Source organism: Cryptosporangium sp. NPDC048952, assembly GCF_043197895.1.
Classification (GTDB): domain Bacteria; phylum Actinomycetota; class Actinomycetes; order Mycobacteriales; family Cryptosporangiaceae; genus Cryptosporangium.
On sequence record NZ_JBICTY010000001.1, the window covers coordinates 1,007,272 to 1,033,083 of the forward strand.

The following is a 25,812-nucleotide window of genomic DNA, read 5'->3' on the forward strand; positions in this document are numbered from 1 at the left end:
GTTGTCCACAGCTTCTCCGGTGGGATGTGGTTCGACCTGCTCCGGGCGGCACTGTGGGGGCCATGCTGAGGATGTTGGCCGACCTGGTGCTGCCCGTGCCGTGCGCTGCGTGCGGAGGCGTGGACGGGCCGCTCTGCCCCGTGTGTGCACGGCACGCACTGCACACCGAGCCGATGTTCGTTCCGGCCGAGGTGCGGCCGGGTGGTGACGCCCCGGCGGTCTGCGTGGCCGCCGGGCCGTATCGCGGGGCGCTGCGGTCCGCGCTGATCGCGTACAAGGAACGCGGCCGTCGCACGCTCGCCCGCCCGCTCGGTGGCCGGCTCGCCGCGGCCGTCGAAGTCGCGGCGGTACGTGGCGCTCGGTTACTCCTCGTGCCGGTCCCGTCGTCCGCGGCTGCGATCCGGGAGCGCGGGGGTGACCACGTCGTCCGGTTGGCCCGGTTCGCGGCCGCCACGCTGCGTCAGCGCGGCTTGAGGGCCGACACTGCGACGTTGCTTACGATGTGTCGCGTCCCGTCCGACTCGGTGGGGCTCGGCGCCGCGGCCCGCCGGGCGAACATATCGGGAGCTTTCGCCCCCGCTTCGCACGCTGGTCGGAGGATGCGCGGGCCGCACGGTTCGCTCCGCGGCCGTACCACGATCGTGCTGGTCGACGACATCGTGACGACCGGGGCGACGCTCGCCGAAAGCTACCGGGCAGTAGCCGACATCGGCCTTCCGGTCGCGGGTGCGGCCGTTGTGGCCGCGACTCCGCCGCGGAGCGCTACCGTGTACGCAGTTCGTGACGTGAAGTAGCGAACGAGTTGCGGTGTGGGTGCAGTGCGCACGAACAGCGTGTCGCCACGCGCGGTGTCTGTTTCCATTCTGAGGACGCCGGAAAAGCCAGTCACCAGGCACGACAAGCGTCCGCTTCACACAAAACGGATGTTTTGCTCGGAGTGGAGGGGTGACTACTCCTACTCCGAGGAGTTAGTTTCAGGTTCCACAGCAGTTCTCGCCCTGAACAGATGGATGACATCGAGGGGAGGTTGCCGCTTACCGGTCCCTCCCGCCCTGTGCGAAGCGCCAGGAGCACATCAGGGAACCGGTACCTCGCAAAGAAACCAGCCGCCCACCGTCGGGCAGGCTGACCAGTTCGCGAAAGCGTGGAGGTACGTGTGGACATCGTCGTCAAGGGTCGTAACGTCGAGGTGCCCGACCACTACCGGCAGCACGTCAGCGAGAAAATCTCTCGCGTTGAGCGTTACGACCAGAAGCTCATTCGAATCGACGTCGAACTGTTCCACGAACCGAACCGTCGGCAGGCGCAGACCTGCCAGCGGGTCGAGATCACGGTCAAGACGCGGGGCCCGGTAATTCGCAGCGAAGCCTGTGCGGCGGACTTCTACTCCGCATTGGACCTCGCGATGACGAAGCTGGAGAACCGCCTCCGACGCGCGGCTGACCGCCGTCGCGTCCACCACGGTCGTCGCACTCCCGTCTCGGTCGCCACGGCGATGGCGGATGCGACCTCGGAGATCCCGGCGCCGATGTGGGCGCCCCAGGACGGCGCGGAGCCCCACGAGGAGCACGGGTCGGTCGCTGTGCTCGAGGAGTTCGAGGACGGGCCGTTCCGGATCGTTCGCACCAAGGAGCACCCGAACGAGCCGATGACCGTGGACGACGCCCTGTTCGAGATGGAACTCGTCGGGCACGACTTCTACCTCTTCAACGACAAGGACACCGGCCGCCCGAGCGTCGTCTACCGCCGAAAAGGCTACGACTACGGCGTCATGTGCCTAGGCATTTAAGCCCAGCGCGGTACCTGCGGACGCCCGGCGACCTGCCGGGCGTCCGCTCAGTTTTTGAGGTCCGTGGGGAGCAGGGAGCCGATCCAGGCGTCGGCTCTCGAGCCGTCGCGGCGGCGGACGCGGTCGCGGAGGGTTCCCTCGACGGTGAAGCCGGCACGCTCGGCGACCGCGCGGGAACCGTGGTTGCCGACCTCGGCCATCCAGGCCAGCCGCGCGACGCCGAGCGTGCCGAACGCCCACCGCGCCACCGCGAGCGTCCCGGCGGTGGCCACGCCACGCCCACGCGCCCACGGCGCGACCCAGTACCCGATCTCGGCGAGACCGTCCGCGAGGTCCATCGACACCAGGCCGACGGTGCCCAGCCCCTCCCCGCTGACCGCGTCGAACACGCCGAACGGCGCGGCGCGCCCGGACTCCCACGACCTCGGCACGAAATCGGTCACGTAGGCGAACGCGTCGTTCGACCGGTACGGGCTCGGCACCCGGGTCCAGCGCTGGATCCCGGGGTCCTGGCAGGCGCGGCACACCCACTCGGTGTCGACCGTCTGGCATGGCCGTAGCTGGAAGCTTCCGGCGACGATCTCCACGATGTCCACCTGGACATCCTCGCCGGTCGGAGCCCCGAGACACCGACGGGCCTGCCGCAAACGGGGAAATCTTCGGCAAACTGCTCGGTCGGGACTATTGTTCGGTGTTCTGCGCGCCGGGCGATCGCCTAGGTTGTGGCTCCCGGGAACCGATTGCTGTCGGCTGCGGTTTACTGGATGGAGAGCCGCGCCCCGACCGGTGGACGGCTGGCCGCGTAGCGCGGGAGGCCCGCCGCCGCCCCCCGCGCCTACGATGGCGGTAGGACATCTGAGGGAGCTGACCGAACCCGTGATCTTCGAGAAGATCCTCCGCGCCGGCGAGGGGCGGATCATTCGCCGTCTCAAGGCGATAGCTGACACCGTGAACTCGATCGAGGACGAGTACACGGATCTGACGGACGCGGAGTTGCGCGAGCAGACCGACCAGTTCAAGGAGAGGTACGCGGACGGCCAATCGCTCGACGATCTCCTCCCCGAAGCGTTCGCCGTCGCCCGGGAGGGCGCGCGGCGCGTCCTGGGCCAGCGTCACTACGACGTTCAGCTCATGGGCGGCGCGGCGCTGCACCTGGGCAACATCGCCGAGATGAAGACCGGTGAGGGCAAGACCCTCACCTGCGTGCTCCCGGCGTACCTGAACGCGCTCGCCGGCAAGGGCGTGCACGTCGTGACCGTCAACGACTACCTGGCGCAACGTGACGCCGAGTGGATGGGGCGCGTCCACCGCTTCCTGGGCCTGGAGGTCGGCACGATCCTGCCGAACGCGATGCCCGGCGCGCACAAGGCCGCGTACGAGTGCGACATCACGTACGGCACGAACAACGAGTTCGGCTTCGACTACCTGCGCGACAACATGGCGGGCTCCCACGCGGAGCTGGTCCAGCGCGGGCACTTCTTCGCCGTCGTCGACGAGGTCGACTCGATCCTGATCGACGAGGCCCGGACGCCGCTGATCATCTCCGGCCCGGCCGAGCAGTCGGCGCGCTGGTACACGGAGTTCGCGCGGATCGTCCCGCGGCTGCGCCGCGACCGTGACTACGAGGTCGACGAGGGCAAGCGCACCGTCGGTATCACCGAGGACGGCGTCGAGAAGGTCGAAGACCAGCTCGGCATCGAGAACCTCTACGAGGCCGTCAACACGCCGCTGATCGGGTACCTGAACAACGCGCTGAAGGCCAAGGAACTCTTCAAGAAGGACAAGGACTACATCGTCGTCGACGGTGAGGTTCTGATCGTCGACGAGTTCACCGGCCGCGTGCTGCACGGACGCCGTTACAGCGAGGGTATGCACCAGGCCATCGAGGCCAAAGAAGGCGTGAACATCAAAGACGAGAACCAGACTCTCGCGACGATCACGCTGCAGAACTACTTCCGGCTGTACGACAAGCTCGGCGGCATGACCGGTACGGCCATGACCGAGGCCGCCGAGTTCCAGAAGACGTACAACGTCGGTGTCGTCCCGATCCCGACCCACCGGGACATGGTGCGCAAGGACCGCCCGGACGTCGTCTACAAGACCGAGATCGCCAAGTTCGAGGCGGTCGTCGAGGACATCGCCGAGCGGCACGTCAACGGCCAGCCGATCCTCGTCGGCACCACGAGCGTCGAGAAGTCCGAGCTGCTCTCGACGATGCTGGGCCGCCGCGGCATCCGGCACGAGGTGCTGAACGCGAAGAACCACGCGCGTGAGGCCGAGATCATCGCGCAGGCCGGTCGTGAGAGCGCGGTGACCGTCGCGACGAACATGGCCGGTCGTGGTACCGACATCATGCTGGGCGGCAACGCCGAGTACCTCGCCGCCGCCGAGCTGCGCAACGCCGGGCACACCCCCGAGGACGAGGACTGGGAAGAGCTGCTCGCGGAGACCACCGAGCGGGTCAAGGACGAGGTCGACGAGGAGGCCGAGAAGGTCACCGACGCCGGCGGTCTCTACGTCCTGGGCACCGAGCGGCACGAGTCGCGTCGTATCGACAACCAGCTGCGCGGTCGTTCCGGCCGTCAGGGCGACCCGGGGGAGTCCCGGTTCTACCTGTCGCTGGGCGACGACCTGATGCGGCGGTTCAACTCCGGTGCGGTCGAGGCGATCATGGACCGCCTCAACATCCCCGACGACGTCCCGATCGAGTCGAAGATGGTCAGCCGGCAGATCCAGTCGGCGCAGACGCAGATCGAGCAGCAGAACGCCGAGGCGCGCAAGAACGTCCTCAAGTACGACGAGGTGCTGAACAAGCAGCGGCAGGTGATCTACGCCGAGCGCAAGCAGGTGCTCGACGGCGCCGACCTGCAGGAACAGTTCCAGCACATGATCGACGACATCGTCGAGGCGTACGTCGGCGTGGCCACCGGCGACGGGTACGCGGAGGACTGGGAGCTCGAGGAGCTGTTCAAGAGCCTCAACCTGCTCTACCCGGTCTCGTTCACGCTGGAGGAGCTCGAGGAGGAGGTCGGCGGCCGCGAGGCCATCGACGCGGAGCTGCTCACCGCCCGGCTCACCGAAGACGCGCAGACCGCGTACGAGGCTCGCGAGAAGGAGCTCGGCACCGAGCTCATGCGTGACGCCGAGCGGCAGATCGTCCTCGCGGTGCTCGACCGGAAGTGGCGCGAGCACCTCTACGAGATGGACTACCTGCAGGAGGGCATCGGCCTGCGTGCCTACGCCCAGCGCGACCCGCTGGTCGAGTACACGCGGGAGGGTTTCGACCTCTTCAGCGGGATGATGGACGGCATCAAGGAGGAGTCGATCCGGCTGCTCTTCCACGCGGAGATCCAGACCGAAGAGGCTCCCGCCCCGGCCGCCGAGCCGCAGGGTGTCGACGCCGACGATTCGCCGACGATCGAGGCGCCGCTGGTGCAGCACGCCGAGGTGCACGGCCTGATCCGGCCGCGGACGCAGAACCAGCCGCTGCAGTACAGCTCGCCGGCGATCGACGGTGAGGCCGGTACGGGCGGTGGCGTGGCGGTGGCCACGGACAGCCCGCTCGGGTCGGCCGCGGGTGGTGGCCGGAAGCCGGCCACGCCGGGTCAGAAGGTCGGCGCGGGTCCGTCGCGGAACGCGCCGTGCCCGTGCGGTTCGGGCAAGAAGTACAAGCGCTGCCACGGCGCCCCGGGCGGCCCGGCCTGATCTGACGCTTGTCGCCAACGCCCGTCCGCCTTCACGCGGACGGGCGTTTGCCGTTCGGGGGCCGCTGGGTACCCGCTGGTAAAGTTGACAAGCGGCAGGTCAACCGGGGCGCCTCCACTGTGGGAGTTGCGACGGCCCGTCCAGCCGTCTAACGGCTCCCGAGAGGAACCATGGACTCCGTCGGTGCCCAACTGGCACTCGTCCTGCTGCTCGTCCTGCTGAACGCCGCCTTCGCGGGCAGCGAGATCGCCCTGATCTCTCTCCGGGAGAGCCAGCTGCAACGGCTGTCCCGCACGGGCGCCGGCGGCCGCACCCTGGCCCGCCTGGCACGCGACTCGAACCGCTTCATGGCGACGATCCAGGTCGGCATCACGCTGGCCGGCTTCCTGGCCTCCGCGACAGCGGCGGTGTCGCTCGCGCAGCCCCTGGTCGAACCACTGGGCTTCCTGGGCAACGCCGCGCGCCCGGTCTCGATCGTGATCGTCACGATCCTGCTGACGTTCGTCACGCTGGTGTTCGGCGAGCTCGCCCCCAAGCGCATCGCGATGCAGCGCGCCGAGGGGTGGGCGCTCGCTGTCGCCCGCCCGCTCGATCTGCTCTCGACGCTCAGCCGCCCGGCGATCTGGCTGCTCGGCATCACCACCGACGCGGTGGTTCGCCTGCTCGGCGGTGACCCCGACCGTCAGCGCGAAGAGGTGACCCGCGAGGAGGTCACCGAGATGGTGAGCTCGCACAAGGGCTTCACGCCGATGCAGCAGACGATGATCGTCGGCGCGCTGGAGGTGGGCGACCGGGTGCTGCGCGAGGTGCTGGTGCCGCGCCGCGAGGCGTTCGTGCTGCCTGCGGAGTACGACATCGTGCGCGCACGTACCGAGCTGGTGGCGTCCGGCCACAGCCGCGCTCCGGTCGCGCCGCGCGGCTCGTTGGACGAGGCCGTCGGTGTGGTGCACCTGCGTCAGCTGATCGACGAAGGGGGCACGCTCGCCGATCGGGTGCGCCAGGTGCCTGCGCTGCCCGGCAGCATGCGGGTGCCCGACGCGCTCCGTGAGCTGTCGCTGGCGCGCACGCAGATGGCGTTGGTCGTCGACGAGCACGGTGACATCGACGGCCTGGTGACGGTGGAGGACCTCGTCGAAGAGGTCGTCGGCGAGATCTATGACGAGACCGACAAGGACATCCAGTCGGTGAAGATTTCCGAGGACGGCTCGATGGTGCTGCCGGGCTCGTTCCCGGTGCACGACCTGGTCGACATCGCGATCGAGTTGCCGCACCGGCCGGAGGGTGAGTACACGACGGTGGCGGGGCTGATCCTCGCGGTGCTGGGGCGGATCCCGCGTTCCCCGGGTGACGTCGTCACCGTCGACCGCTGGTCGTTCGAGGTGCGCGCGGTGCGGCGACGGGCGATCACCGAGGTGCAGGTGCGGCCGGAGCCGGCGGCGTCCGTGGAACCCCACGAAATCGAGGAACCCGCGACGGCGGAGTAGTGGGCGTTCAGGCATTCGGTCAGAGGACGGTGAGGACGGGGCAGCGCCAGCGGCCGTCGAGGCCTTCCAGGCGGACGGCGATCGCGCGGGTGCGGGTACCGACCCGAGCGAGCACGGTGATCTCGGCGATGCCGTCGGCGGGTTCGCAGACCAGCGTGCGGCCGACGTGGATGCGGGTGCGCACGGAGGGCCGCTGGGCGGGCGGCCCGACCGTGCGCGTCGTCGCCGCCGCGCGCGCACGGTGCAATCGGGCGCTCAGCCGCGCGTACGCCTCCTCGGTGAGGTGAGGGCGCAACTGCCGCACCGGACGGCGCCCGCTGAGCACCTCGAGCAACGCCAGCACCAGCGCCCGAGCGTGCCCGGCCGGATCGGGCAGCGCCCTGCTCGGCGTCGCTTGCGGCTCGAACGACACCTCCTGCGGAGGCTCTGGCGGACGGTCGACCGGGAACGGCAGCTCCAGCGGTGCCATCGCCCGCATCTCCACCCTGCTCGGCCCGAGCACGACCACGGCCGGCGGCTCGAGCGCCGGAGGACGACAGATCACGGGAACGGTCAGCACGACGACCCTCATTTCCTTCATTTGCATTCGTTTGAATAAGGAAACGACCGATCGATAGCTCTCCGCAAGGAGAAGATTGCCGACTGTGGACAATCCCGCGCACGCTCGTCCACAGTGGTGTGGTGGAGGAGCGCTGGGAGTCGCTGTTCGCCGACGCGGAGGCGCGCTTCGAGGCGCTGCGCCGCGACGACATGGAAGCCGAGGCCACCGACCGCAGCCGGCGGGAGTTCGCACTGGTGAGCTTCGTCGACCGGCTGCACGGTGCGATCGGCGCCGAGGTCGACGTCTGGCTGGATGCCGAGCCGACGTACGGCGTCGTGGAACGCGTCGGACCGGACTGGATGCTGCTGAGCGGCGAAGGCCGACGGGAGATCCTGGTGCCGCTCGCCGCGGTGTCGGCGGTGAGCGGACTGACCGAGCGCACAGCGGTGCCGGGCGCTGCCGGTGCGGTCGAGGGAAAGCTCGATCTACGTTACGCGCTGCGCCGGTTGGCGCGGGACCGGATATCGGTGCGGGTGGCGTTACGCGGTGGGCGAGTTGCGTTCGGAACGTTCGGCCGGGTGGGCCGTGACTTCGTGGAGCTCGCCGAGCACTTACCCGGAGAAGCGCGCCGAGCCGCCACGGTCAGAACGACCCGCAGCATTCCGCTCGGAGCGCTCCGCGCCGTGTATGCCGGTTGAAAGGCTCAACTAACTTCCTCTTCAGGAGCGTCGGTATAGGTGAACGGATGGGCGCGCACAAAATCGCGCGTCTCCTTGTACATCCGCTCGATGTAGTGCTCCAGTTCAGCGCGTTCGACCCGCCACTGCCCGCGCCCGCCGATCTTGATCGCAGGGAGGTCGCCGGACCGGACCAGCGCATATGTCTGGGAAGAGGAAATGTTGAGTATCTCCGCTACGTCAGAGAGCTGGAGAAATCGATCGGTGGCCATCTCACCTCCCGCAGTCTGTCCTTGAGTCTGCCATTGCCATCCCTCCCTCGTTCGGGTTCGTCCACAGCGGCCACCGAGCTGTGGATAGTCGGCACCGAAGTGGCTCGCGATACGAGACGATGTGGAGGCACCCCTAGTGGCCTGGATCTGACCTAATAAACACACGCGGGCCCCGATGGCCGCCATTCTTCGATCGCTTCGGCTTCAACCGTTCCTGTCCTCCTCGCCGCTGACTGAAATGTCGCGTCCTGGCCGAAAGGAAGCGGATGTCAGCTCCGGCATCACCGCCCGCGCGGCGACGACGTGTTCCCTCGTGGTTCGACCTCCGGTTCGTGCTCGGCGTGGTGTTGGTGCTCGTTTCGGTGATCGGCGGCGCGTGGTGGTTCGCCGCTGCGGACCGCACGGCGCCCGTGTGGGCGGTCACCCGTGATCTCGGTGCCGGCACCGTGTTGGCCGCCGACGACGTGGCGGTGGTGCGGGTTCGGCTGCCGGAGAACGGTGAGCAGTACCTCGGCGCGGGTGGTGCGTCGCCGGTCGGGCGGTCGCTGAACCGCGACGTCGGGGCCGGGGAGCTGTTACCGCGGGCGGCGCTGATCGACCGGTCGTGCGGTAGCGAGGTGAGTATCCCGGTCGCGGCGCTACATGTGCCGGCGACGATTCGGCGAGGCGTGAAGGTGGACGTGTTCGCGACGCCGCGGGAAGGGCGTACGACGCGGGTGCTCGCGGCGGTGACCGTGCAGGACGCGGTTCGGGGGTCGGACCTGGGTGGTGGGTCTGCGCTCGTCGTGCGGGTTGCGGACTCGCTGGCCCCCGAGGTGGTGTCGGCGGTGCGTACCGCCGAGATCGACGTGGTCGTGGTCAGCGGCTCCGCGCCGGGCGACGGCTGCGGCGCCCCACCCCCCACTCGGTCACCCGGTCCCACCCCGTCGAACAACGCGACCCTTCCCTCCGACATCGCCCCCTCCGTCGACCCTGGCCCGTCAACCGAACCCACCCCGTCCCTGGACGACTCTCCGCCGATCCCGACCACGCCGGAAGGCGGCGGCGGTGGCGTTGCGCCCCGCGTTGGGGCGAGGCGTTCCGGGGCGCCGGGTGGTGGCGGCGCGTTGCGTTCCGGCTTCGGAGCGGATGGGGGCGCGGGATGACATTGCCGGTGCTGACGGTGGTGACCGATGGCGCTGATTGGGAGTTGGCGCTCGTTGCGGCGTGGGGTGATCGTGGGGCCGGTGTGACGGTGGTGCGTCGGTGCACCGGGGCCGCAGAGCTGCTCGCGATGGCGTCCACCGGTGTCGCGGTCGCTGCGGTGCTTCCGGCCGATTTGGCGTACCTCGATCGGCCGCTGCTCAGCCGGTTGGCGTCGGCCGGCGTGGCCGTGGTGGGCATCGTGGCCCCGGCCGACGAGCCGAGCCGCGATCGGCTGAGGGCACTCGGCGTCGGCCACGTGCTCCCCTCCGACGCCAGCCCGTCCGCCGTGGCCGGCGCCCTCCGAGCCGCCACGGCCGCCTTGACGACCCACCGAGCAAGCCCTCGCCCATCCGCTCTGCGCGGCACACCGCCGCCATCGGCGGCGGGGGAGCGGGCTCAGAGCGCTGACGCGGAGTCTGTCGCCGGGGGTGGTGTCCATCGGGCGCCGACGGCGGAGGAGCACCTGCGAACAGGGCCCGGGCGGTGGCCCACTCGCGCCGGGACGCCCACCTCGCCGTCGATCGTCAGATCACGCCTCGCCGGCCGCGGCGCCACCCCACCCGACCCGCCGACAGACCCCGATCCGCCCCGCGTCTCAGCGGCACCACCCGACACCTCCGCACCCCGTGACCTCTCCACCACACCGACCGGGCGTGGGCGTGAGCCGGGGGAGGGCCCTGGGGAATTGGCGGTCGAGCGGCGAGAAGGCGGCGGGAGTGCCCCGGGGCGGGTGATCGCGGTGTGGGGGCCCACCGGGGCGCCAGGCCGCACCACCGTCGCAGTAGGCCTCGCCGACGAAATCGCGCGCCTCGGCGTCAATACGTTGCTCGTGGACGCCGATCCCTACGGCGGGGTGATCGCACAACTCCTGGGCCTGCTGGACGAGGCTTCCGGCCTGGCCTCGGCCGCCCGACTGGCCGACACCGGCCGCCTCACCCCCAAGATCCTGGCCGACCTCTCCCGAGCGATCACCCCGAATCTCCGCGTCCTCACCGGTCTCAGTCGCGCCGAACGCTGGCCCGAAGTCCGTCCCGAAGCAATGGCCACGATCCTCGAAAACGCCAGGGCCCTCTGCCCCCTGACCATCGTCGACTGCGGCTTTTGTCTGGAGCAGGACGAAGAACTGGTCTACGACACCGCCGCCCCGCGCCGCAACGGCGCCACCCTCACCTCGGTCGAAACCGCCGATACCGTCCTCGCGATCGGCGCCGCGGACCCGATCGGCCTGCAACGCCTCATCCGTGGCCTGGCCGACCTCAAGGAGTTCGCCGAGCCCGACATCGTCGTCAACCAGGTCCGGCGCGGACCCGTCCCGGGTGACCCCACCCACCAGATCGCCACTGCCCTCGAACGGTTCGCCGGCGTGCACGGTATCCGCACCCTGCCCTACGACCGTCAGGCCCTCGACCGAGCGCTCGCCGAGGGCCGCACGCTCGGAGAGGTCGCCGACAAGTCCCGCCTGCGTCGGGCGCTTACTGAACTCGCAACGTCCGTATCGGTGCAGTTCGGTTTGAGGGGGTCTACCAACGAGTAACCCGTGTCACCATGAAGGTGTCATCGGTGTCACATAAGGAGGCGAAAATGTCCGATCGCCTCCACCCGGTAGATGTCTCCTTCCTGTCCGCCGAAACCCCGACGACACCCATGCACGTCGGCGGTCTCGCCATCCTCGAACCCAACAAACACGGCCTCGACGTCGCTGGACTCCGCCGTCGCGTGGAACAGCGAATCGCCCTCGTACCGCGCTTCCGACAGCGCGTCCGCTGGGTGCTGGGCGGCCTGACGCAACCCGTCTGGGTCGACGACACCCGGTTCGACCTGGCCTATCACGTCCGCCGCACCGGCTTACCGACGCCGGGCAGCGACGAACAGCTGCGCGCGTTGGTCGGCCGCCTCCTTTCCGGGAGCCTCGACCGCTCCCGCCCGCTGTGGGAGCTCTACCTCGTCGAAGGCCTGCACGACGGGCGGGTCGCGGTGCTCACCAAGTCCCACCCGGCGCTCGTCGACGGTGTCGGCGGCGTCGACCTGCTGCATGTTTTGCTCGACGACAGCCCGGCTACTGCGGACGGCGTGACACCCGTCTGGCGTCCCGCGCCGGAGCCCGGCCCCGCCGAACTCGCGATCGACGCCGCCGCGCAGTTGATTCGCCGCCCGGGGCAGCTCGCGGGGGCGGTCAAGGGCGCAGGACGTCTGCTCGCCTCCGCGCGACCCGCACCGAACAGCCCGCTCAACGCCGAACCCGGCAAACAGCGCCGGTTCGCGACCACCCGCACCGACCTCGAGCAGTACCGCCGCCTCCGCACCCGCCCGAACGTCACGGTGAACGACGTCGTGCTGGCCACCGTCACCGGCGCGCTGCGGCACTGGCTGCTCTACCGCGGCGCGCCGGTCCGCACCGACTCCGTCCTCCGCGCCCTGGTCCCGACGAGCGTCCGAGGTGGCCCACCGGCCGCGTTCGGTGGCGGTGTCGGGGCGAACGTCGCCACGTCTCTCGTCGACCTGCCGATCGGTGAGCCGAACCCGACCGTCCGCCTGACCCAGATCGCGTACGCGATGCGTGCGCACGCCGAACCGGGCCGTCGGGTCGGCGCGGACGCGCTGGTCAAACTGTCAGGATTCGCCCCCGCGACGCTGAACGCCATGGCGGTCCGGGCAGCCTCCGGGCTGTCCCGCCGACTGTTCAACCTGGTCGTCACCAATGCTCCCGGCCCACAGCGCGCGCTGTTCGTGGCCGGTGCCCGCCTTCGCGAGATCTACCCGTTCGTGCCGCTGGCACCGGGGCAGGGTCTCGCGATCGGAGTGACCTCGTACGACGGACAGGTCTACTACGGCCTGAACGCCGACTGGGACGCGATGCCGGACATCGACGTGCTCGCCGGGTTGCTGGCCGAGTCCGTCGACGAGCTGACGGAGGCGATGGTATGACGCGACGCGGCTTGGTGATCGGCGCGGGCGGAGTGCTCGGGTTCGCATGGGCGACCGGTGCGCTCGCCGCGTTGGAGCGTGCCGAGGGCTTCGACTGTCGCTCGGTCGACGCGCTGGTCGGTACGTCGGCGGGCTCCATCCTGGCTTCGCTGCTGGGGTGCGGGGTGCCGGTGGAGTCGATGGTCCGGCACCAGCAGGGGATCTCGGTGCCGGGCGACCCGGTGGTCGACTACGACGAGGACGTCGACGGGGCCGGCCCCCGCCCGCCGCTCCCGGCGTTGGCGCTGGGTTCGCCCGGTCTGCTCTGGCAGGCAGCGCGCAGTCCGTCGTCGATGTCGCCGATGGTGGCGTTGTCCGGATTGTTGCCGCGTGGGCGGGCCGCGCACACGGGCGTGCGCCGGCTGATCGGTTCGGTGCTGCCGTGTGACGAGTGGCCCGACCGGCCGCGTCCGTGGGTCGTGGCGATGGACTACCGCTCCGGGAAGCGCGTGGTGTTCGGCCAGGACGAGGCCCCGTCCGCGCCCCTCGCCGACGCGGTCAGCGCGTCCTGCGCCGTACCCGGCTGGTTCGCGCCGATCGAGATCGACGGCCGGCGGTACGTCGACGGAGGTACGTACTCCACGGCGTCCGCTGACCTCATGGTCGGGCTCGACCTCGACGAGGTCTACGTGCTCACGCCGATGGCCTCGTTCGCCTACGACGCACCCACGTCGTTCGCCGGCCGCATGGAGCGGCGGTTCCGTCGGCTGGTCACCCAGCGACTGCTCCGCGAGGCGGAGCAACTGCGTGCCTGCGGCACGCGCGTCACGCTGTTGGGTCCCGGTCCGGAGGACCTGTCCGTTCTAGGAGCAAACCTCATGGACGCCAGTCGACGCACTGAGGTGCTGGAAACCTCGCTGCGTACCTCGTGGGCCGCGCTCCGTCCCGAGCCGGGGGAGCGCCACCTCCGGATCGCGGGTTAGCGGGGTGCCACACTGATGGGATGCGGATCTACCTACCGGTGACGTTGGCGACGCTTCGGAACATCGAGGCGGAAAAATCGGTGGGGCCGGCGCCGCTGACTGCGTTCGCGGTCACGCCCGCGCTGCGCGAGTGGTATCTCGACGACGACGAAGAGGTGCTGGAGTACGCGGCCTTCACGCAGGCCGCGCGGGCGGCGTTGCGCCTGCTGGACGCCGATCCGTTGGCCCCGCGGCGGCGGGTGGTGCTGTCGGCCGACGTGCCGGACGGCGAGGTGACGCTGCACCCCGATCTGGATCGGGCGGTCGTGCGGAGCACGGTGCCGATTCCGTTGGATCGGCTCGCGTCCGTGCACGTGGACGGTGCCGACGCCGAAGCTGACGTGGCGGCGGCCGCGAAGGTGATCATGGAGGCCGACCTCGGGGACGAGGACGCGTCGTTCACCGTGGACGGCACGGAGGATCACGAGTTGGAGTGGTACGCGGTGCAGGAGATTCCGGCTTTGTTGGAGGCCCACTCCTCCTGACGAGTTCGTGCCCGTGGTCGTCAGGAGGAGTGAGGCTCGGTCAGTCCGGGCGGTGCTGCTGAGTCGGGATCAGTGCGGTGAGGTTCGTCTGGAGCGTGCCGTTGCCGTTGCGGAAGGCTGACGGTCGCGTGGGGACCGGGATCGGAACGGTGGTGTCGGGGTCGGCGCTCGGTTCTTGATCGTCCGGCGAGCCGCTGTTCTGCTGCGGAGGCGCGGGCTGGGTGGGGATGGGGACTGTTGGTTGGTCCGGGGCCACCGGGGGTTCCGGGCGCTGGGGTAACGGCTGGGTTTCCGCTTCCTGCGCGGGGACCGGGTGGGGCTGGGTGGCCTCGGCTTCTTGAGCCTGTTCGATCCGCTGGGCTCGCTGGAACCGCGCGGCCAGGCCGTCGGTCTCGGCTGCTTCCGTCTGCGCGGTCGGCTCCGAGGCCTGGGCCGCTCGGATCAGCGCGGCCAGCCGCGCTGTCTGAGCCTGATCCGCCGCGCCGCCCCGAGCCCCCTGCTGCCCAGCGCCACCAGGCCGCGCCTCCGCAGCCTGCTGCGCCGCCCGAGCCGCCTCGGCCTCCCGAGCCGCGGCAGCCCGCGCGTCCTCGGCTTCCCGAGCCGCGATGGCGCGTCGCTCCTCGGCGTGCTGGGCCGCGGCAGCCCGCGCGTCGTCGGCTTGCGCCGCCTCGGCGGGGTGCCGGGCGTGCTCGGCGTGCGCCGCCTGCTGCGCCTGGTCGGCCTGCGCCGCCCAATCCGCCAGCTCCTGCGCCGCCCGCTCAGCCTGAGCCAACTCCGCAGCCTGCGCCGCCCGAGCCCGCTCGGCCTGCGCGGCACGCGCTTGGTCGGCCTGCGCGGCACGCGCCTGTTCGGCCTCCGCCGCGCGGGCACGCTCGGTCTCCGCCGCCTGCGCGGCCCGGGCCCGTTCGGCCTCTACGGCGCGAGCCTGGGCGGCCTGCGCCTGCTCGGCCTGGGCGGCGTGTGCCTCGGCGGGCGGGGGTGGGGGGGTGGGGTGGCGGGGGGTGTGGCCGGATCGTTGGGCCAGTTCGGCTTCGCGGGCCTGGACGGCGCGATCGGCCAGCGCGACCAGCGCAGCCTCCTCGGCCGTCAGCGGCCGATCGGGCTCCTCCTCGAGCTCCTCGGCCTCCCGAGCCAGCTCCACTTCCCGTGCCTGCGCCGCGCGCTCCGCCAGCTCGATGAACTCGTCGTCCCGAGCGGTCGGCACGCTCCCGATGTCCGCACTCAAAACGTCGGCATCAGCAGGAACGCGAGCCGGCCTCGGACGGACCAGCCACTCGGGATGGGCCCGCAGGGCCCGGCCTGCCACGAGGGCGGCCACACCGCCGACCAGCGCCATCACGACGAGCTGGGTGACGTGCCCGGCCACGGCCTGGCCGAGCGCCTCACCCTTCTCGGGATCGTCGACCATGATCCAGGCCAGCAATTCGGCGAAGTCCCCGATGCCGACCAGCAGCACCGGATACAGCCCGACGATCGACCAGTGCGACCACCAACTGCGCTGACGCCGCCGCGAAAGCCACCACACCCCGGCAACCGATCCGACGATCGCCGAAACGCCCCAGTTGACGGCACTGATGCCCAGCGGCGTACCGCTCTCGGCGCTCCCGGACGTGAACAACCGGATCAGCGCTTGGCCGACCAGGTTCATCAACGTCGCGGCGAACGTGGACACCAATCCACCGAGCACGGCACCGCCCACACGGACGGCCCCCACGACACCACCCAGCATCGCGGCGACGAACACCGCGACGACCATCGGGTACGTGGCGTCACCGAGCGAGGTGGACGCCCAACACAGCATCGAGAACACGGCACCGGCGACGCTGGCCGCAGCGATCCCGGTGCCCAGGCTCTGGCCCGTGGTGCTCGAGGACTTCTGGATGTTCCGACGCCACGAGGCGCCGGCGCCGCTAGCGGCAGCGCCGGCGAAGGCCGCGGCGAACGCGACGGTCGCGCCCTGGATCGCGATCCACCACCCTGCTCTCTCCCCGTTGTAGACGTCGACGGAAGTGGCGGCGACCAGCTGTATCAGAGCTAGTACCGCCGACGAAGCGACCAATAACTGGACGGTGGTTCGACCGGGTTCGGTGAGCGGGTGGGCGGGCGCGGGGCCGGACTCCACGTCGACTCCCTTCTGAGCAGGAGCGGACACGGTCTTCAGGCGCATCTTAGGTAGCGCGGTTCAGCACCCGGCAGTCTGCCCCACAGCCGAATGATCCCCAAAGCGGCATAGAGTGGATTTTCCCACTGGGATGAGCCGGAGGTGACCGCATGGACGGTGTCACCCGGGTACCCGAGCCGGTGAACGAGCCGGTTCGTACCTACGCGCCTGGGAGCGCGGAGAGAGCCTCGCTGCGGTCGGCTCTGGACCGTCTCGACGATCAGCGGGAAGACCTCACCCAGACGATCGGCGGCAAGACCCGGTGGGGTGACGGTGACGAAGTGCCGGTCGTCCAACCGCATGCGCATGCTCATCTCCTCGGAACCTTGCGGCAGGCTACGCGGAGCGACGTAGCCGACGCGATCGGTGCTGCGTCCAAGGCTGCCCCGGCCTGGCAGCGGATGACCTACGCCGATCGGGCCGCGATTTTCCTCCGCGCGGCCGACCTCGTGTCCGGGCCCTGGCGGAACGTGCTGAACGCCGCGACGATGTTGGGTCAGTCCAAGACCGTGCAGCAGGCCGAGATCGACTCCGCGTGTGAGCTGATCGACTTCCTGCGCTTCAACGTGCACTACGGCGCGCGCATCCTCGCCGAGCAGCCCGCGTCGAGCGCGGGCACCTGGAACCAGTTCGACCATCGCCCGTTGGAAGGGTTCGTCCTCGCGATCACGCCGTTCAACTTCACGGCGATCGCCGGCAATCTCCCCACCGCACCGGCCCTGATGGGCAACACGGTGCTGTGGAAGCCGTCGCCCACCCAGCAGCTCTCGGCGCACTACTTCATGCGGGTGCTGGAGGAGGCCGGACTGCCGCCGGGCGTCATCAACATGCTGACCGGCGACGGAGCGGCGGTCTCCGAGGTGGCGCTCGGCGACCGGAATCTGGCCGGCATCCACTTCACCGGCTCGACGCGGACGTTCCGGTACCTGTGGGAGTCGGTGGGGCGCAACCTGGACAGATATGCCGGATACCCGCGGCTGGTGGGGGAGACCGGCGGCAAGGACTTCGTCGTCGCCCACGAGTCGGCGGACCCCGACGCGCTGCACACCGCACTCGTGCGTGGGGCGTTCGAGTACCAGGGGCAGAAGTGTTCGGCGGCGTCGCGGGCCTACGTGCCGCGATCGCTGTGGGAAGACGGACTGCGGGATCGGCTCGCGGCCACGGTCTCGGAGCTCGAATACGGGGACGTCCGGGACTTCCGGCAGTTCGGCGGTGCCGTGATCGACCGGCGCGCGTTCGACCGGCTGCGTGACGTCCTCGGGAAGCTCTCGTCCGAGTGCACGGTGATCGCGGGGGGCCAGACCGACGACTCGGTGGGGTACTTCGTCCGGCCGACGGTCGTGGAGAGCACCGACCCCACGCACGAGCTGTTTCGCACCGAGTACTTCGGTCCGCTGCTCGGGGTGTACGTCTACGACGATTTCGACGCCGTGCTGGACCTCGCCGCGGACACGCCGTACGCGCTGACCGGGTCGATTTTCGCGCGTGACCGCGAGGTGCTGGTGAAGTCGTCGGACCGGCTGCGCTTCGCGGCCGGCAACTTCTACCTGAACGACAAGCCGACCGGGGCGGTCGTGGGTCAGCAGCCGTTCGGTGGGGCGCGGGCGTCCGGCACGAACGACAAGGCGGGCTCGATCCTGAACCTGCTGCGCTGGGTGTCGCCGCGCACGATCAAGGAGACGTTCGCCCCGGCCACCGACCATCGGTACCCGCACATGCTGTCGGGTGACTGACTCGCCGACCTCGAGTGGCACGAAACCGGGAGACCCCTGGTGAAGGGGGTTTGCATACTCGGGGACATGACCACGCCACTGGGCAGCCGATACGAGCTGGTGGAGAAGATCGCCGTCGGTGCCACGGGTTCGGTGTGGCGCGCGCGGGTGCTGGCGACCGGTGAGCTGGTCGCCGCCAAGCAGATCCGGGCCGAGCTGGCCACCGACGCCGATGTCGTCGACCGCTTCCTGCGCGAACGGCGGGTGCTGACGTCGATCCAGCACCCGGCCGTCGTCCGCATCCGTGACCTGGTGGTCGAGGGCGAGCAGATCAGCCTGGTGATGGACCTGGTCGACGGTGCGGACCTGCGGCACACGCTCGCGGTGGCCGGCGCCCTCGCGCCGACGTCCGCCGTGTTGATGGCTGCGACGATTGCCGACGCTCTGGCAGCAGCGCATGCGGCCGGTGTCGTGCATGCCGACGTGAAACCGGCGAACGTGCTGGTGCCCGCTGACGGTGGTTCGATCCGGCTGGCGGACTTCGGGGTGGCCCGGCTGGTGCACGGACCGGCGCCGCTGAGCTACGGGACGCCCGAGTACATCGCGCCCGAGGTGGTGCAAGGTCATGCGTCGATCCCCGCGAGTGACGTGTACGGGCTCGGCATCGTGCTGTACGAGCTGCTCACCGGCACGACGCCGTACCGGGGTGGGTCGTCGGCCGAGGTGATGAAGCGACACGTGAGCTCCGCACCGATCTGGACCGACGCGGTGCCCGAGGCGTTGCGTCCGGTGCTGACGTCGTGCCTGTACCGCGATCCGGCTCGACGTCCGGCGGCGGAGACGCTCGCGTCGGAGCTGCGCGGGGTGGCGCCGGAGTTGGCGGGGGTGGCGGCCGCGACGCCGTTGCCGGAGGGGACTCCGCACTTCCGGATCGTTCCGGTGGTGGAGTCGATCACCGGGGGGATCGAGCCGGACGAGCGCGTGACGTCGGTGCTGCCGGTCTCCCCGGCCGCCGCTGCGGTAGCGGCGGAGGAGACCGTGGCGCGGGTGGTGCGGCCGAACCCTACGCTGGCGTTGCCGGAGCCTGAGTCGGCGCCGTCCGCGGCGCCGGCGATCGCGCCGGAGCTCGTCGGCGCAGCAGCGCCGGTATCACCGAGTGGAACTCGACCGGGAGAGGCATTCGCAATGGTGGGGCCGTCGGATTCGGACCTTTCGGGGTCACCGTCGAACGGGACGCCGGGATGGGATTCACCCGGTACGCCCGGGAGCGGCGGTCAATTACCGCCACCTCCCCCGGGCGGCTACCCGCCGCCCGGCGGGGTGGCGCCCACGAACGTGTATCCCGCCGCGGGTGGGCCCGGCGCGGGCGCTCCAGGAGCGCCCGGGGGCGCGCCGCCTTCGTTCGACGACACGCTCTCGCCGCCGCGCTGGGCATTCCCGGCGGGCACCATCCCGCCCCGTCAGGAACCGCCGAAGAAGAAGCGCTGGCCGCTGATCGTCGGCCTGGTGATCCTGCTTCTCGTCGTGATCGGCGCGGTAGGCGGAGCCTTCGCCGTCCTCGGGTCGTCGGAAGAGGCCGACCCGAAACCGTCGACCGCACCGTCGATTTCCCCGTCGGCACCGGCGGCGAAGCCGACGCCGAGCGAGGCCGCCCCGACCCAGCCGGGCAACCAGCTCCCCGAGGCCACCCCGCCGACCGGCATCCCGGTCGACCCGCAGCCCAGCCAGTCGGGTGCCCCGTCCAACCCGATGCCGACAACCATGCCTTCCGACGGCGGACAAATCGGCCAGCCCATCGGCTGACCACCTTATCCACAGGCGCTACTGAACCTCGTCACTCCCGGTTCCGTGCTCGCTACGGTCAGAGAGCGATACGGGACGGGAGGTGGCGTGGAGAGCATCGAACAGCAGGTCCGTGAGCTGGTGCGGCGGCGCGGCGTCGACCCGATGGAGGACCCGGCCGCGGTCGGCGTCCTGATCGACGAGGTGCTCGCCGCGTCGCCCGCGGACCGCACCGAGACCCGCCAGACGGTGCTCGACGCCGTCGCCGGCCTCGGCCCACTCCAGCGCTTCCTCGACGATCCGACGATCGAGGAGATCTGGGTCAACGGCCCGGGCCGCGTGTTCGTCGCGCGCGGCGGCCGCTCCGAGCTCACCACCACGATCCTGGTGCCGGGCCAGGTCGAGGAACTGGTGCTGCGTGCGTTGGAACACAGCGGCCGGCGCGTGGACCTTTCCACGCCGTTCGTCGACGCAATGCTCACCGACGGGTCACGGCTGCACGTCGTGATTCCCGACGTCACGCGCGAGCACTGGGCAGTGAACATCCGGAAGTTCGTCGCGCGGGCACACTCGCTCGCCGAGTCGGTGGCCCTCGGCACGCTCACACCGCACGCCGCCCGCTTCCTCGAGGCGTCAGTGGTGGCCGGCGTCAACGTCATCGTCAGCGGGGGCACGCAAGCGGGGAAGACCACGCTCCTGAACTGCCTGGCCGGCGCCATACCGGCCAGTGAACGCATCATCAGCTGCGAAGAGGTGTTCGAACTCCAACTGCGTCACCACCCCGACTGGGTCGCTCTCCAGACCCGCCAGCCGAACCTCGAAGGCACCGGCGAGATCCCGCTGCGCCGCCTGGTCACCGAGGCGCTGCGGATGCGTCCGGATCGGCTGATCGTCGGCGAGGTGCGGCAGGCCGAGGCGCTGGATCTGCTCCTCGCGCTGAACGCCGGGCTGCCCGGCCTCTGCTCGGTGCACGCGAACTCCGCACGCCAGGCCGTGACGAAGCTCTGCATGCTCCCGCTGCTGGCAGGCGTGAACGTGCATCCGTCGTTCGTGGTGCCGACCGTGGCGACCTGCGTCGACCTGGTCGTGCACGTCGAGCTCACGGGTGCCGGCGAGCGCCGGGTCCGGGAGATCGTCGCGGTCGGCGGGCGCAGTGGCGAGGGTGCGGTCGAAACCGCGGAGATCTTCTCCACGACCCGCGACGGCCTCGTCCGGCGCGACGGTTTCCCACCGCACGGCGAGCGTTACGCCCGCGCGGGCTTCGACCTTCCGGCGCTGCTGGGAGCCGCCTGATGGGTGCGTTGCTGGGGTTCGTGTTCGGCTGCGGCCTGGCCCTGCTCCTCCGTCGCGTCTTCCCCGACGCCACCAGCAGCGCCGCGGGTCCGGGGGGTACCGGGGCGGCGCCGGTCGAGCGCGGGGCCGCGGGATCGTGGGCGCGGGAATTGCGGGCGGGTTCGGGCCGGTGCGGGCGCCGGGCGGAGATGTTGCGGGCGGCTGGGCTGCCCGAGGTCGGGCCTGCGCAGCTCACGGCGGCCCAAGTTGGTGCCGGGGTGGCGGCGGGCGCGGCGGCGTTCGTGGTGACCGGAAGCAGCTCGGTCGCGACGTGTTTCGCGGCCTTCGGCTGCTTGGCGCCGGTCGCGCTCGTGCGGCGGATGCGGGCGGCTCGCGTCCGCGCGCTGCGGGACGCGTGGCCGGACGTCGTCGACAACCTGGCCTCGGCGGTGCGGGCCGGGATGTCGCTGCCGGAGGCGGTGGCGGCTCTCGCCGAGCGTGGCCCGGCGCCGCTGCGGCCGGCGTTCGGCCGATTCGCGGCCGACCACCGCGCCACCGGTCAGTTCCTGGTGTGCCTCGACCGGCTCAAGGACGACCTGGCCGATCCGGTGGCCGATCGGATCTGCGAGGCGCTCCGCGTCGCGCGGGAAGTCGGCGGCACCGATCTGGGGCGCCTGTTGCGCACGCTCTCGAGTTTCCTGCGTGCGGATGCCCGGATCCGTGCCGAGCTCGAGACCCGTCAGGGCTGGACCGTGAACGCGGCCCGCCTCGCGGTGGCCGCACCCTGGTTGGTGCTACTTCTGCTGGCGACCCAGTCCACGACGCTGAGCGTGTTCGACAGCGCGTCCGGCCGGGTGCTGCTCGCGCTCGGTGGTGCGGTCACCATGCTCGCGTACCGGCTGATGCTCCGGATCGGTCGGCTGCCGGTCGAGCGGCGGGTGCTCGCGTGAGCCTGCTCGGAGCCCTGCTCGGGCTCGCGTTCGCTTTCGGGGTCGCCCTCGTCACCTGGGGCGGTCCACCCGCCCGCCACCCGCGCCTCGACGACCGCCTAGCGCCCTACCTGGGCCGCCCCGAAGTGAGTCGCGCCGCGCTGCGCTCGGGGAGCACCTCGCGCCCCGGGATGAGGGCGGGGCAGTGGGTGGGGGCTGGGCGGGCGGTTGCGGACCTGGTGGCGGGATGGATCGAGGGGATGCTGCCGGGTGGGGCGGGCCTCCGGCGGCGGCTGGTCGCCGCGGGGCTGCCCGACTCGGTGGCGGCGTTCCGGGCCGAGCAGGTCCGATGGGCCGCCGCCGGACTCGTCGGCGGCGCGGTAGGAGGCGCTGCCCTGGGCGGCGTCTTCGGGCTCGTGCTGCTCGCCCCCATCGGCGCGCTGACCGGCGGGCTGGGCCGTGACTGGTGGCTCGCGGTCCAGGTCCGGCGCCGCACCGAGGCGCTCCGCACCGAGCTCCCGGTGATCGCCGAACTCCTCGCGCTGGCCGTGACCGCAGGCGAAGCGCCCACCGCCGCCCTCCGCCGCGTCAGCGCGGCCTGCCGGGGCGAACTCGGCCGCGAACTGACCCGGGTACTCGACGAGAGCCGGTCGGGCGCCGGCCTCACCACCGCCCTCGAGGAGCTTGCCGCCCGCACGGCCCTCGAGCCACTCGTCCGGTTCGTCGACGGCTTCGTCGTCGCGCTCGACCGCGGCACACCCCTGGCGGAGGTTCTGCGCGCCCAGGCGTCCGACGTCCGCGAAGCCGGGCACCGCGCGCTGCTCGAAGCCGGCGGGCGCCGCGAGATCGCGATGATGGTGCCGGTCGTGTTCCTGATCCTGCCGGTCACCGTGCTGTTCGCCCTCTACCCCGGCCTGGTGTCGATCAGCCTGCTCACCCAGTAGGGCTACCGTTGCCACCGTGCCGGGGGACAAGTCAGTCGTCGCCGCGGTGTCCGCCGGTGGTGTGATCGGCGCGCTGGCCCGCTACGGCCTGTCGGTCGCGTGGCCGCACGGTCCGGGCGACTTCGCGTGGTCGACGTTCGTCACCAACGTGTCCGGTTGCCTGCTGATGGGCGTCCTCATGGTCGTGGTCACCGAGGTGTACCCGAACCATCGGTTGATCCGGCCGTTCCTCGGAATCGGGGTGCTCGGCGGCTACACGACGTTCTCGACGTATGTCGTCGACGTCGGCCACACCGCGACCGCCGGTGCGGCGGCGACCGGCCTCGCCTATCTCTTCGGCACGGTGCTCGGTGCGCTGACAGCGGTGTGGGTGGGCGCCACGGCGACCACCTGGGCAGTCGCTCGGTGGCGCCGGTGACCGTGCTCCTCGTCGCGCTCGGGGCGGCCGTCGGCGCGCCACTGCGGTACCTCACCGACCGCGCGATCCAGGCCCGACACGGCACCACGTTCCCGTGGGGGACGCTCGCGGTGAACGTCGTCGGTTCGCTGGTCCTGGGATTCGTCGCGGGGCTGCCGGCGTCCACCCCGGTCACCGCGCTGCTGGGCACCGGCTTCTGCGGGGCGCTCACCACGTACTCGACGTTCAGCTACGACACGTACCGGCTGACGCGGGGCGGCGAGTCGCTCGTCGCCCTGTTCTACGTCGTCGTTAGCCTGTGCGCGGGGATGGGAGCAGCAGCGATCGGGCTCGTCTCGGCTTTGGCTTTCACTGATATTTAGCCGTTTTGGGCTTTATCTGTCTTATGGCAGCGCTCGTGTATCAGTGGGCAGGTTTCGTTGACACCTGTTCGGGCAGGAGACCAGAGACGACAAAAAGGGAGGCCGGTTTTCATGGTCGACGTCCGGAAGGAAGAGCACGGGTTCTCGGAGGCGGATCCCGGCTTCGAGGCGGAGCGCGCCGAGCGCACCCGGCTGGTCGACGCGTTCCTCGCCGCGATGGGTGAGGCCGACAACCCGGGCACGTCACGCAAGCTCGGATCATTCATGCGCGAGCTGACCGGTCAGCACGAGGACCGCTACTGGGCCACCGAGGTGGAAGGCGACGGGGACGGCGTGCTCGTCTTCGCCGACGGGCGGCACGGCTGGGAGCGCAGTTTCCGTCGTTCCGACCGCCCGATGAGCCCGGAGGACGAGATCCCGCCGGACCGGCTCGCCGACGCCCTCCGCGCGATCCTCGACGAGAACGACGTGAAGCGCCCGTCCGAGCTCGCCTAGCCACTTCGGCAGACCCGTCATCCACAGTTGGGAAGAATCCTCGCCACGGCCATGGGTGGGTCCGTAGGCTTTTCATGGGGCCTTGGGAAACCGCGTCGAGCGCACGGAGGGCGTCCCATGCTGCCTCCCACCCGTCTCTTAGTCCGTCTGTCGTGCCGACTCCGGGGCGACGCCGGCGACGTGCCCGGCTGGGTCATGGTCACGGTGATGACCGCGGGCCTGGTCGCCGCGGTGTTCGCGGTCTTCCGTGACGCGATAGTCGTCGCGGTGCAGAACGCGTTGGATCAGGTGGTCTCCGACACGGGGCGGTGACCGGTGCGCCGCGACGACCGCGGCTCGGCGGTCGTGGAGTTCGCGCTGGTGTCGGTCGTGCTGCTCCTGCTGTTGCTGGGCGTGCTGCAGGTCGCGGTCTACCTGTACGTCCGCAACATCGTGGCCGCGTGCGCGGCGGAGGGCGCGCGGTTCGCCGCCAACGCCGATGTCGACGTAGGGCAGGGCGCTGCGCGGGCCGAGGAGGTCCTGCGGCGCGGCGCCGGGGCCGGCGTCGCGGAGCGCGTCCGGTGCGTCGGGCGTGACGAATTCGGCGACGGCGGCCTGCGGCTGGCCGGAGTGGAGTGTTCCGGCGCCCTCCCGGTCTTCTTCGCCCCGCTCGGCGACGCCCTCCCGCTCCATGTCACTGCTCACGCGGTCGAAGAAAGCCGCGCCCAATGATCCGGGCCCGGGATCGCGGAGCGGCCACCGTCGAGTTCGTCTTCGCCGGGGTGCTCCTCCTGCTACCCCTCCTCTACCTCGCCCTCGCACTGTCCGAAGTCCAGCGCAACGCGTTCGCGGTGACCCAGGCAGCCCGCGAGGCCGGTCGCGCCTACGCCACGGCCGACGACCCGGCGACCGCCCCGGCCCGCGCCGAGTACGCGGTCCGGCTCGCGCTCGACGACCAGAACCTCACCGGCCCAGCCGAACTCCGCTGGGGACCGGTCGGCCACTCCTGCCAGGGCCTCGTCGTGAACGCCGTTAACACGCCTCCGTTCGAACCGGGGGCGCGCTTCGAGCTCTGCGTCCGACGCACCTACCGGATCCCGGGCGTCCCGGCCTTCCTCGACGCCGGCCGGAACGCCGTCGAGGCACGCTACGTCGTACGTGTGGACGATCTGCGAGGCGCGCGGTGAGCCGCGACGAGGGCAGCCTCACCCCGCTGATCCTGCTCTCGACGCTCCTCGCGCTGCTGCTGATCGCCGGCGCCACGACCGCGTCCAGCGCATTTCTGGCCCAACGCGACCTCCAGGCCTGGTGCGACGGCGCCGCACTCGCCGCCGCCGACAGCACCGCGAAAATCGCGGCCTACGGAGCAGATCCGCCCCCCGACCAAGTAGCCGCTGAGCTGCGCGACTACCTCGCGGGTATACAAAACGAGGGCGCTATCGCAAGCGTGAGCGTACAAAATGATCAGATCACACTGATCTGTACGCATAAGGCCGTCCTCCCGTTCGGACGATTGTTCGGTATACCGGACGGAATTGAGAGGGTCGTAATTAGCTCCGCACGAGTACCCTGGAGCACCTGATCGGACTGTGACCGGCGCTTCTCGACGATTGGCCGGGAACTTTCCCGGGTAGAACCGCGTACCCGGTGACCTGGTAACTGTCCGACTTGTGATGGGTTCCACTTTGGAAGGC

At 70.6% G+C, this 25,812-nt stretch carries 25 protein-coding genes and 2 pseudogenes; 23 read left to right on the forward strand and 4 right to left on the reverse strand.

The features are described from left to right. Positions 1 to 62: 62 nt before the first annotated feature. Positions 63 to 794 (forward strand): ComF family protein, encoded by a 732-nt coding sequence (locus ACGFY5_RS04700; RefSeq protein ID WP_392717318.1) that lies wholly within the window; start codon positions 63 to 65, stop codon positions 792 to 794. A gap of 362 nt (positions 795 to 1,156) precedes the next feature. Beyond that, the gene (gene hpf / locus ACGFY5_RS04705; RefSeq protein WP_392717320.1) at positions 1,157 to 1,789 is read left to right on the forward strand and encodes a ribosome hibernation-promoting factor, HPF/YfiA family; all 633 of its coding nucleotides are present in this window, start codon (positions 1,157 to 1,159) and stop codon (positions 1,787 to 1,789) included. A 47-nt stretch (positions 1,790 to 1,836) separates the two neighbouring features. Here the strand turns inward: hpf and ACGFY5_RS04710 are convergent, their stop codons facing one another. Further along, positions 1,837 to 2,385, reverse strand: coding sequence for a GNAT family N-acetyltransferase (locus ACGFY5_RS04710; RefSeq protein ID WP_392717323.1), 549 nt, complete (start codon positions 2,383 to 2,385; stop codon positions 1,837 to 1,839). Between the two features lie 244 nt (positions 2,386 to 2,629). Between ACGFY5_RS04710 and secA the strand changes: the two are divergent. The 3 genes and pseudogenes from secA to ACGFY5_RS04725 form a co-directional block, all read left to right on the forward strand. Further along, a pseudogene (gene secA / locus ACGFY5_RS04715) lies at positions 2,630 to 5,162 on the forward strand (preprotein translocase subunit SecA); the annotation flags it as partial. Positions 5,163 to 5,383: 221 nt separating this feature from the next. Further along, a pseudogene (locus ACGFY5_RS04720) lies at positions 5,384 to 5,494 on the forward strand (SEC-C metal-binding domain-containing protein); the annotation flags it as partial. 170 nt (positions 5,495 to 5,664) lie between these two features. Beyond that, positions 5,665 to 6,978, forward strand: coding sequence for a hemolysin family protein (locus ACGFY5_RS04725; RefSeq protein ID WP_392717325.1), 1,314 nt, complete (start codon positions 5,665 to 5,667; stop codon positions 6,976 to 6,978). Between the two features lie 19 nt (positions 6,979 to 6,997). Here the strand turns inward: ACGFY5_RS04725 and ACGFY5_RS04730 are convergent, their stop codons facing one another. Continuing rightward, positions 6,998 to 7,558: an Rv3235 family protein gene (locus tag ACGFY5_RS04730; RefSeq protein ID WP_392717327.1), complete on the reverse strand. Its 561-nt coding sequence runs from the start codon at positions 7,556 to 7,558 to the stop codon at positions 6,998 to 7,000. Between the two features lie 101 nt (positions 7,559 to 7,659). Here ACGFY5_RS04730 and ACGFY5_RS04735 point away from each other — a divergent pair, with 101 nt between their 5' ends. Beyond that, positions 7,660 to 8,217 (forward strand): hypothetical protein, encoded by a 558-nt coding sequence (locus ACGFY5_RS04735; RefSeq protein WP_392717329.1) that lies wholly within the window; start codon positions 7,660 to 7,662, stop codon positions 8,215 to 8,217. A gap of 5 nt (positions 8,218 to 8,222) precedes the next feature. Here the strand turns inward: ACGFY5_RS04735 and ACGFY5_RS04740 are convergent, their stop codons facing one another. Beyond that, positions 8,223 to 8,468, reverse strand: coding sequence for a helix-turn-helix domain-containing protein (locus tag ACGFY5_RS04740; protein WP_392717331.1), 246 nt, complete (start codon positions 8,466 to 8,468; stop codon positions 8,223 to 8,225). Positions 8,469 to 8,734: 266 nt separating this feature from the next. Between ACGFY5_RS04740 and ACGFY5_RS04745 the strand changes: the two genes are divergently transcribed. Genes ACGFY5_RS04745 through ACGFY5_RS04765 form a run of 5 tightly spaced genes read left to right on the forward strand, consistent with a single transcriptional unit; the run spans position 8,735 to position 14,064 of the window. Continuing rightward, positions 8,735 to 9,613 carry an SAF domain-containing protein gene (locus ACGFY5_RS04745; protein WP_392717333.1) on the forward strand — a complete coding sequence of 293 codons (879 nt, stop codon included), beginning with the start codon at positions 8,735 to 8,737 and terminating at the stop codon, positions 9,611 to 9,613. Continuing rightward, positions 9,610 to 11,187 (forward strand): chromosome partitioning protein, encoded by a 1,578-nt coding sequence (locus ACGFY5_RS04750; protein WP_392717335.1) that lies wholly within the window; start codon positions 9,610 to 9,612, stop codon positions 11,185 to 11,187. Before ACGFY5_RS04745 ends, ACGFY5_RS04750 begins: the two co-directional genes overlap by 4 nt. 47 nt (positions 11,188 to 11,234) lie before the next feature. After that, the gene (locus ACGFY5_RS04755) at positions 11,235 to 12,578 is read left to right on the forward strand and encodes a wax ester/triacylglycerol synthase family O-acyltransferase (protein ID WP_392717337.1); all 1,344 of its coding nucleotides are present in this window, start codon (positions 11,235 to 11,237) and stop codon (positions 12,576 to 12,578) included. Continuing rightward, on the forward strand, positions 12,575 to 13,540 hold the full coding sequence (locus ACGFY5_RS04760) for a patatin-like phospholipase family protein (RefSeq protein ID WP_392717339.1): 966 nt from the start codon (positions 12,575 to 12,577) through the stop codon (positions 13,538 to 13,540). The genes ACGFY5_RS04755 and ACGFY5_RS04760 overlap by 4 nt, the downstream gene beginning before the upstream one ends. Before the next feature lie 20 nt (positions 13,541 to 13,560). Continuing rightward, positions 13,561 to 14,064 carry a DUF6912 family protein gene (locus ACGFY5_RS04765; RefSeq protein ID WP_392717341.1) on the forward strand — a complete coding sequence of 168 codons (504 nt, stop codon included), beginning with the start codon at positions 13,561 to 13,563 and terminating at the stop codon, positions 14,062 to 14,064. A 40-nt stretch (positions 14,065 to 14,104) separates the two neighbouring features. On the opposite strand, the gene ACGFY5_RS04770 is transcribed toward ACGFY5_RS04765, so the two are convergent. Then, positions 14,105 to 16,186 carry a hypothetical protein gene (locus tag ACGFY5_RS04770; protein WP_392717343.1) on the reverse strand — a complete coding sequence of 694 codons (2,082 nt, stop codon included), beginning with the start codon at positions 16,184 to 16,186 and terminating at the stop codon, positions 14,105 to 14,107. A gap of 149 nt (positions 16,187 to 16,335) precedes the next feature. Here ACGFY5_RS04770 and pruA point away from each other — a divergent pair, with 149 nt between their 5' ends. The 12 genes from pruA to ACGFY5_RS04830 all read left to right on the forward strand — a co-directional run bounded on the left by pruA (position 16,336) and on the right by ACGFY5_RS04830 (position 25,700). Further along, on the forward strand, positions 16,336 to 17,958 hold the full coding sequence (gene pruA, locus ACGFY5_RS04775) for an L-glutamate gamma-semialdehyde dehydrogenase (RefSeq protein WP_392717345.1): 1,623 nt from the start codon (positions 16,336 to 16,338) through the stop codon (positions 17,956 to 17,958). Positions 17,959 to 18,024: 66 nt separating this feature from the next. After that, positions 18,025 to 19,740 carry a protein kinase gene (locus ACGFY5_RS04780; RefSeq protein WP_392717347.1) on the forward strand — a complete coding sequence of 572 codons (1,716 nt, stop codon included), beginning with the start codon at positions 18,025 to 18,027 and terminating at the stop codon, positions 19,738 to 19,740. A 144-nt stretch (positions 19,741 to 19,884) separates the two neighbouring features. Continuing rightward, complete coding sequence (locus tag ACGFY5_RS04785; protein WP_392718651.1) at positions 19,885 to 21,012, forward strand: CpaF family protein; 1,128 nt, start codon at positions 19,885 to 19,887, stop codon at positions 21,010 to 21,012. Beyond that, positions 21,012 to 21,941, forward strand: coding sequence for a type II secretion system F family protein (locus ACGFY5_RS04790; protein WP_392717349.1), 930 nt, complete (start codon positions 21,012 to 21,014; stop codon positions 21,939 to 21,941). The genes ACGFY5_RS04785 and ACGFY5_RS04790 overlap by 1 nt, the downstream gene beginning before the upstream one ends. Further along, the gene (locus ACGFY5_RS04795; protein ID WP_392717351.1) at positions 21,938 to 22,864 is read left to right on the forward strand and encodes a type II secretion system F family protein; all 927 of its coding nucleotides are present in this window, start codon (positions 21,938 to 21,940) and stop codon (positions 22,862 to 22,864) included. Before ACGFY5_RS04790 ends, ACGFY5_RS04795 begins: the two co-directional genes overlap by 4 nt. A 16-nt stretch (positions 22,865 to 22,880) precedes the next feature. Next, a complete protein-coding gene (locus ACGFY5_RS04800) occupies positions 22,881 to 23,282 on the forward strand; it encodes a fluoride efflux transporter FluC (protein ID WP_392717353.1) in 402 nt (133 codons plus the stop codon). Then, positions 23,279 to 23,644 carry a fluoride efflux transporter CrcB gene (gene crcB, locus ACGFY5_RS04805; protein WP_392717355.1) on the forward strand — a complete coding sequence of 122 codons (366 nt, stop codon included), beginning with the start codon at positions 23,279 to 23,281 and terminating at the stop codon, positions 23,642 to 23,644. Before ACGFY5_RS04800 ends, crcB begins: the two co-directional genes overlap by 4 nt. Positions 23,645 to 23,755: 111 nt before the next feature. Next, entirely contained in the window at positions 23,756 to 24,139 is a 384-nt protein-coding gene (locus ACGFY5_RS04810) for a hypothetical protein (protein ID WP_392717357.1), read from the forward strand. Between the two features lie 117 nt (positions 24,140 to 24,256). Beyond that, positions 24,257 to 24,451 (forward strand): hypothetical protein, encoded by a 195-nt coding sequence (locus tag ACGFY5_RS04815; protein WP_392717359.1) that lies wholly within the window; start codon positions 24,257 to 24,259, stop codon positions 24,449 to 24,451. 3 nt (positions 24,452 to 24,454) lie between these two features. Continuing rightward, entirely contained in the window at positions 24,455 to 24,850 is a 396-nt protein-coding gene (locus tag ACGFY5_RS04820; protein ID WP_392717361.1) for a TadE/TadG family type IV pilus assembly protein, read from the forward strand. Then, complete coding sequence (locus tag ACGFY5_RS04825; RefSeq protein ID WP_392717362.1) at positions 24,847 to 25,305, forward strand: hypothetical protein; 459 nt, start codon at positions 24,847 to 24,849, stop codon at positions 25,303 to 25,305. The genes ACGFY5_RS04820 and ACGFY5_RS04825 overlap by 4 nt, the downstream gene beginning before the upstream one ends. After that, positions 25,302 to 25,700: a pilus assembly protein TadG-related protein gene (locus ACGFY5_RS04830; protein ID WP_392717364.1), complete on the forward strand. Its 399-nt coding sequence runs from the start codon at positions 25,302 to 25,304 to the stop codon at positions 25,698 to 25,700. Before ACGFY5_RS04825 ends, ACGFY5_RS04830 begins: the two co-directional genes overlap by 4 nt. Positions 25,701 to 25,812: the final 112 nt, after the last annotated feature.

What these genes read in the sequence shown, in the direction of transcription:
- ACGFY5_RS04700 (WP_392717318.1), top strand. Translation starts at nt 63, where the DNA reads ATGCTGAGGATGTTGGCCGACCTGGTGCTGCCCGTGCCGTGCGCTGCG.
- ACGFY5_RS04765 (WP_392717341.1), top strand. Translation starts at nt 13,561, where the DNA reads ATGCGGATCTACCTACCGGTGACGTTGGCGACGCTTCGGAACATCGAG.
- ACGFY5_RS04750 (WP_392717335.1), top strand. Translation starts at nt 9,610, where the DNA reads ATGACATTGCCGGTGCTGACGGTGGTGACCGATGGCGCTGATTGGGAG.
- ACGFY5_RS04740 (WP_392717331.1), bottom strand. Translation starts at nt 8,468, where the DNA reads ATGGCCACCGATCGATTTCTCCAGCTCTCTGACGTAGCGGAGATACTC.
- ACGFY5_RS04810 (WP_392717357.1), top strand. Translation starts at nt 23,756, where the DNA reads ATGGTCGACGTCCGGAAGGAAGAGCACGGGTTCTCGGAGGCGGATCCC.
- ACGFY5_RS04825 (WP_392717362.1), top strand. Translation starts at nt 24,847, where the DNA reads ATGATCCGGGCCCGGGATCGCGGAGCGGCCACCGTCGAGTTCGTCTTC.
- ACGFY5_RS04760 (WP_392717339.1), top strand. Translation starts at nt 12,575, where the DNA reads ATGACGCGACGCGGCTTGGTGATCGGCGCGGGCGGAGTGCTCGGGTTC.
- ACGFY5_RS04785 (WP_392718651.1), top strand. Translation starts at nt 19,885, where the DNA reads ATGGAGGACCCGGCCGCGGTCGGCGTCCTGATCGACGAGGTGCTCGCC.
- ACGFY5_RS04815 (WP_392717359.1), top strand. Translation starts at nt 24,257, where the DNA reads ATGCTGCCTCCCACCCGTCTCTTAGTCCGTCTGTCGTGCCGACTCCGG.
- pruA (WP_392717345.1), top strand. Translation starts at nt 16,336, where the DNA reads ATGGACGGTGTCACCCGGGTACCCGAGCCGGTGAACGAGCCGGTTCGT.
- ACGFY5_RS04755 (WP_392717337.1), top strand. Translation starts at nt 11,235, where the DNA reads ATGTCCGATCGCCTCCACCCGGTAGATGTCTCCTTCCTGTCCGCCGAA.
- ACGFY5_RS04730 (WP_392717327.1), bottom strand. Translation starts at nt 7,558, where the DNA reads ATGAAGGAAATGAGGGTCGTCGTGCTGACCGTTCCCGTGATCTGTCGT.
- ACGFY5_RS04745 (WP_392717333.1), top strand. Translation starts at nt 8,735, where the DNA reads ATGTCAGCTCCGGCATCACCGCCCGCGCGGCGACGACGTGTTCCCTCG.
- ACGFY5_RS04790 (WP_392717349.1), top strand. Translation starts at nt 21,012, where the DNA reads ATGGGTGCGTTGCTGGGGTTCGTGTTCGGCTGCGGCCTGGCCCTGCTC.
- ACGFY5_RS04725 (WP_392717325.1), top strand. Translation starts at nt 5,665, where the DNA reads ATGGACTCCGTCGGTGCCCAACTGGCACTCGTCCTGCTGCTCGTCCTG.
- ACGFY5_RS04780 (WP_392717347.1), top strand. Translation starts at nt 18,025, where the DNA reads ATGACCACGCCACTGGGCAGCCGATACGAGCTGGTGGAGAAGATCGCC.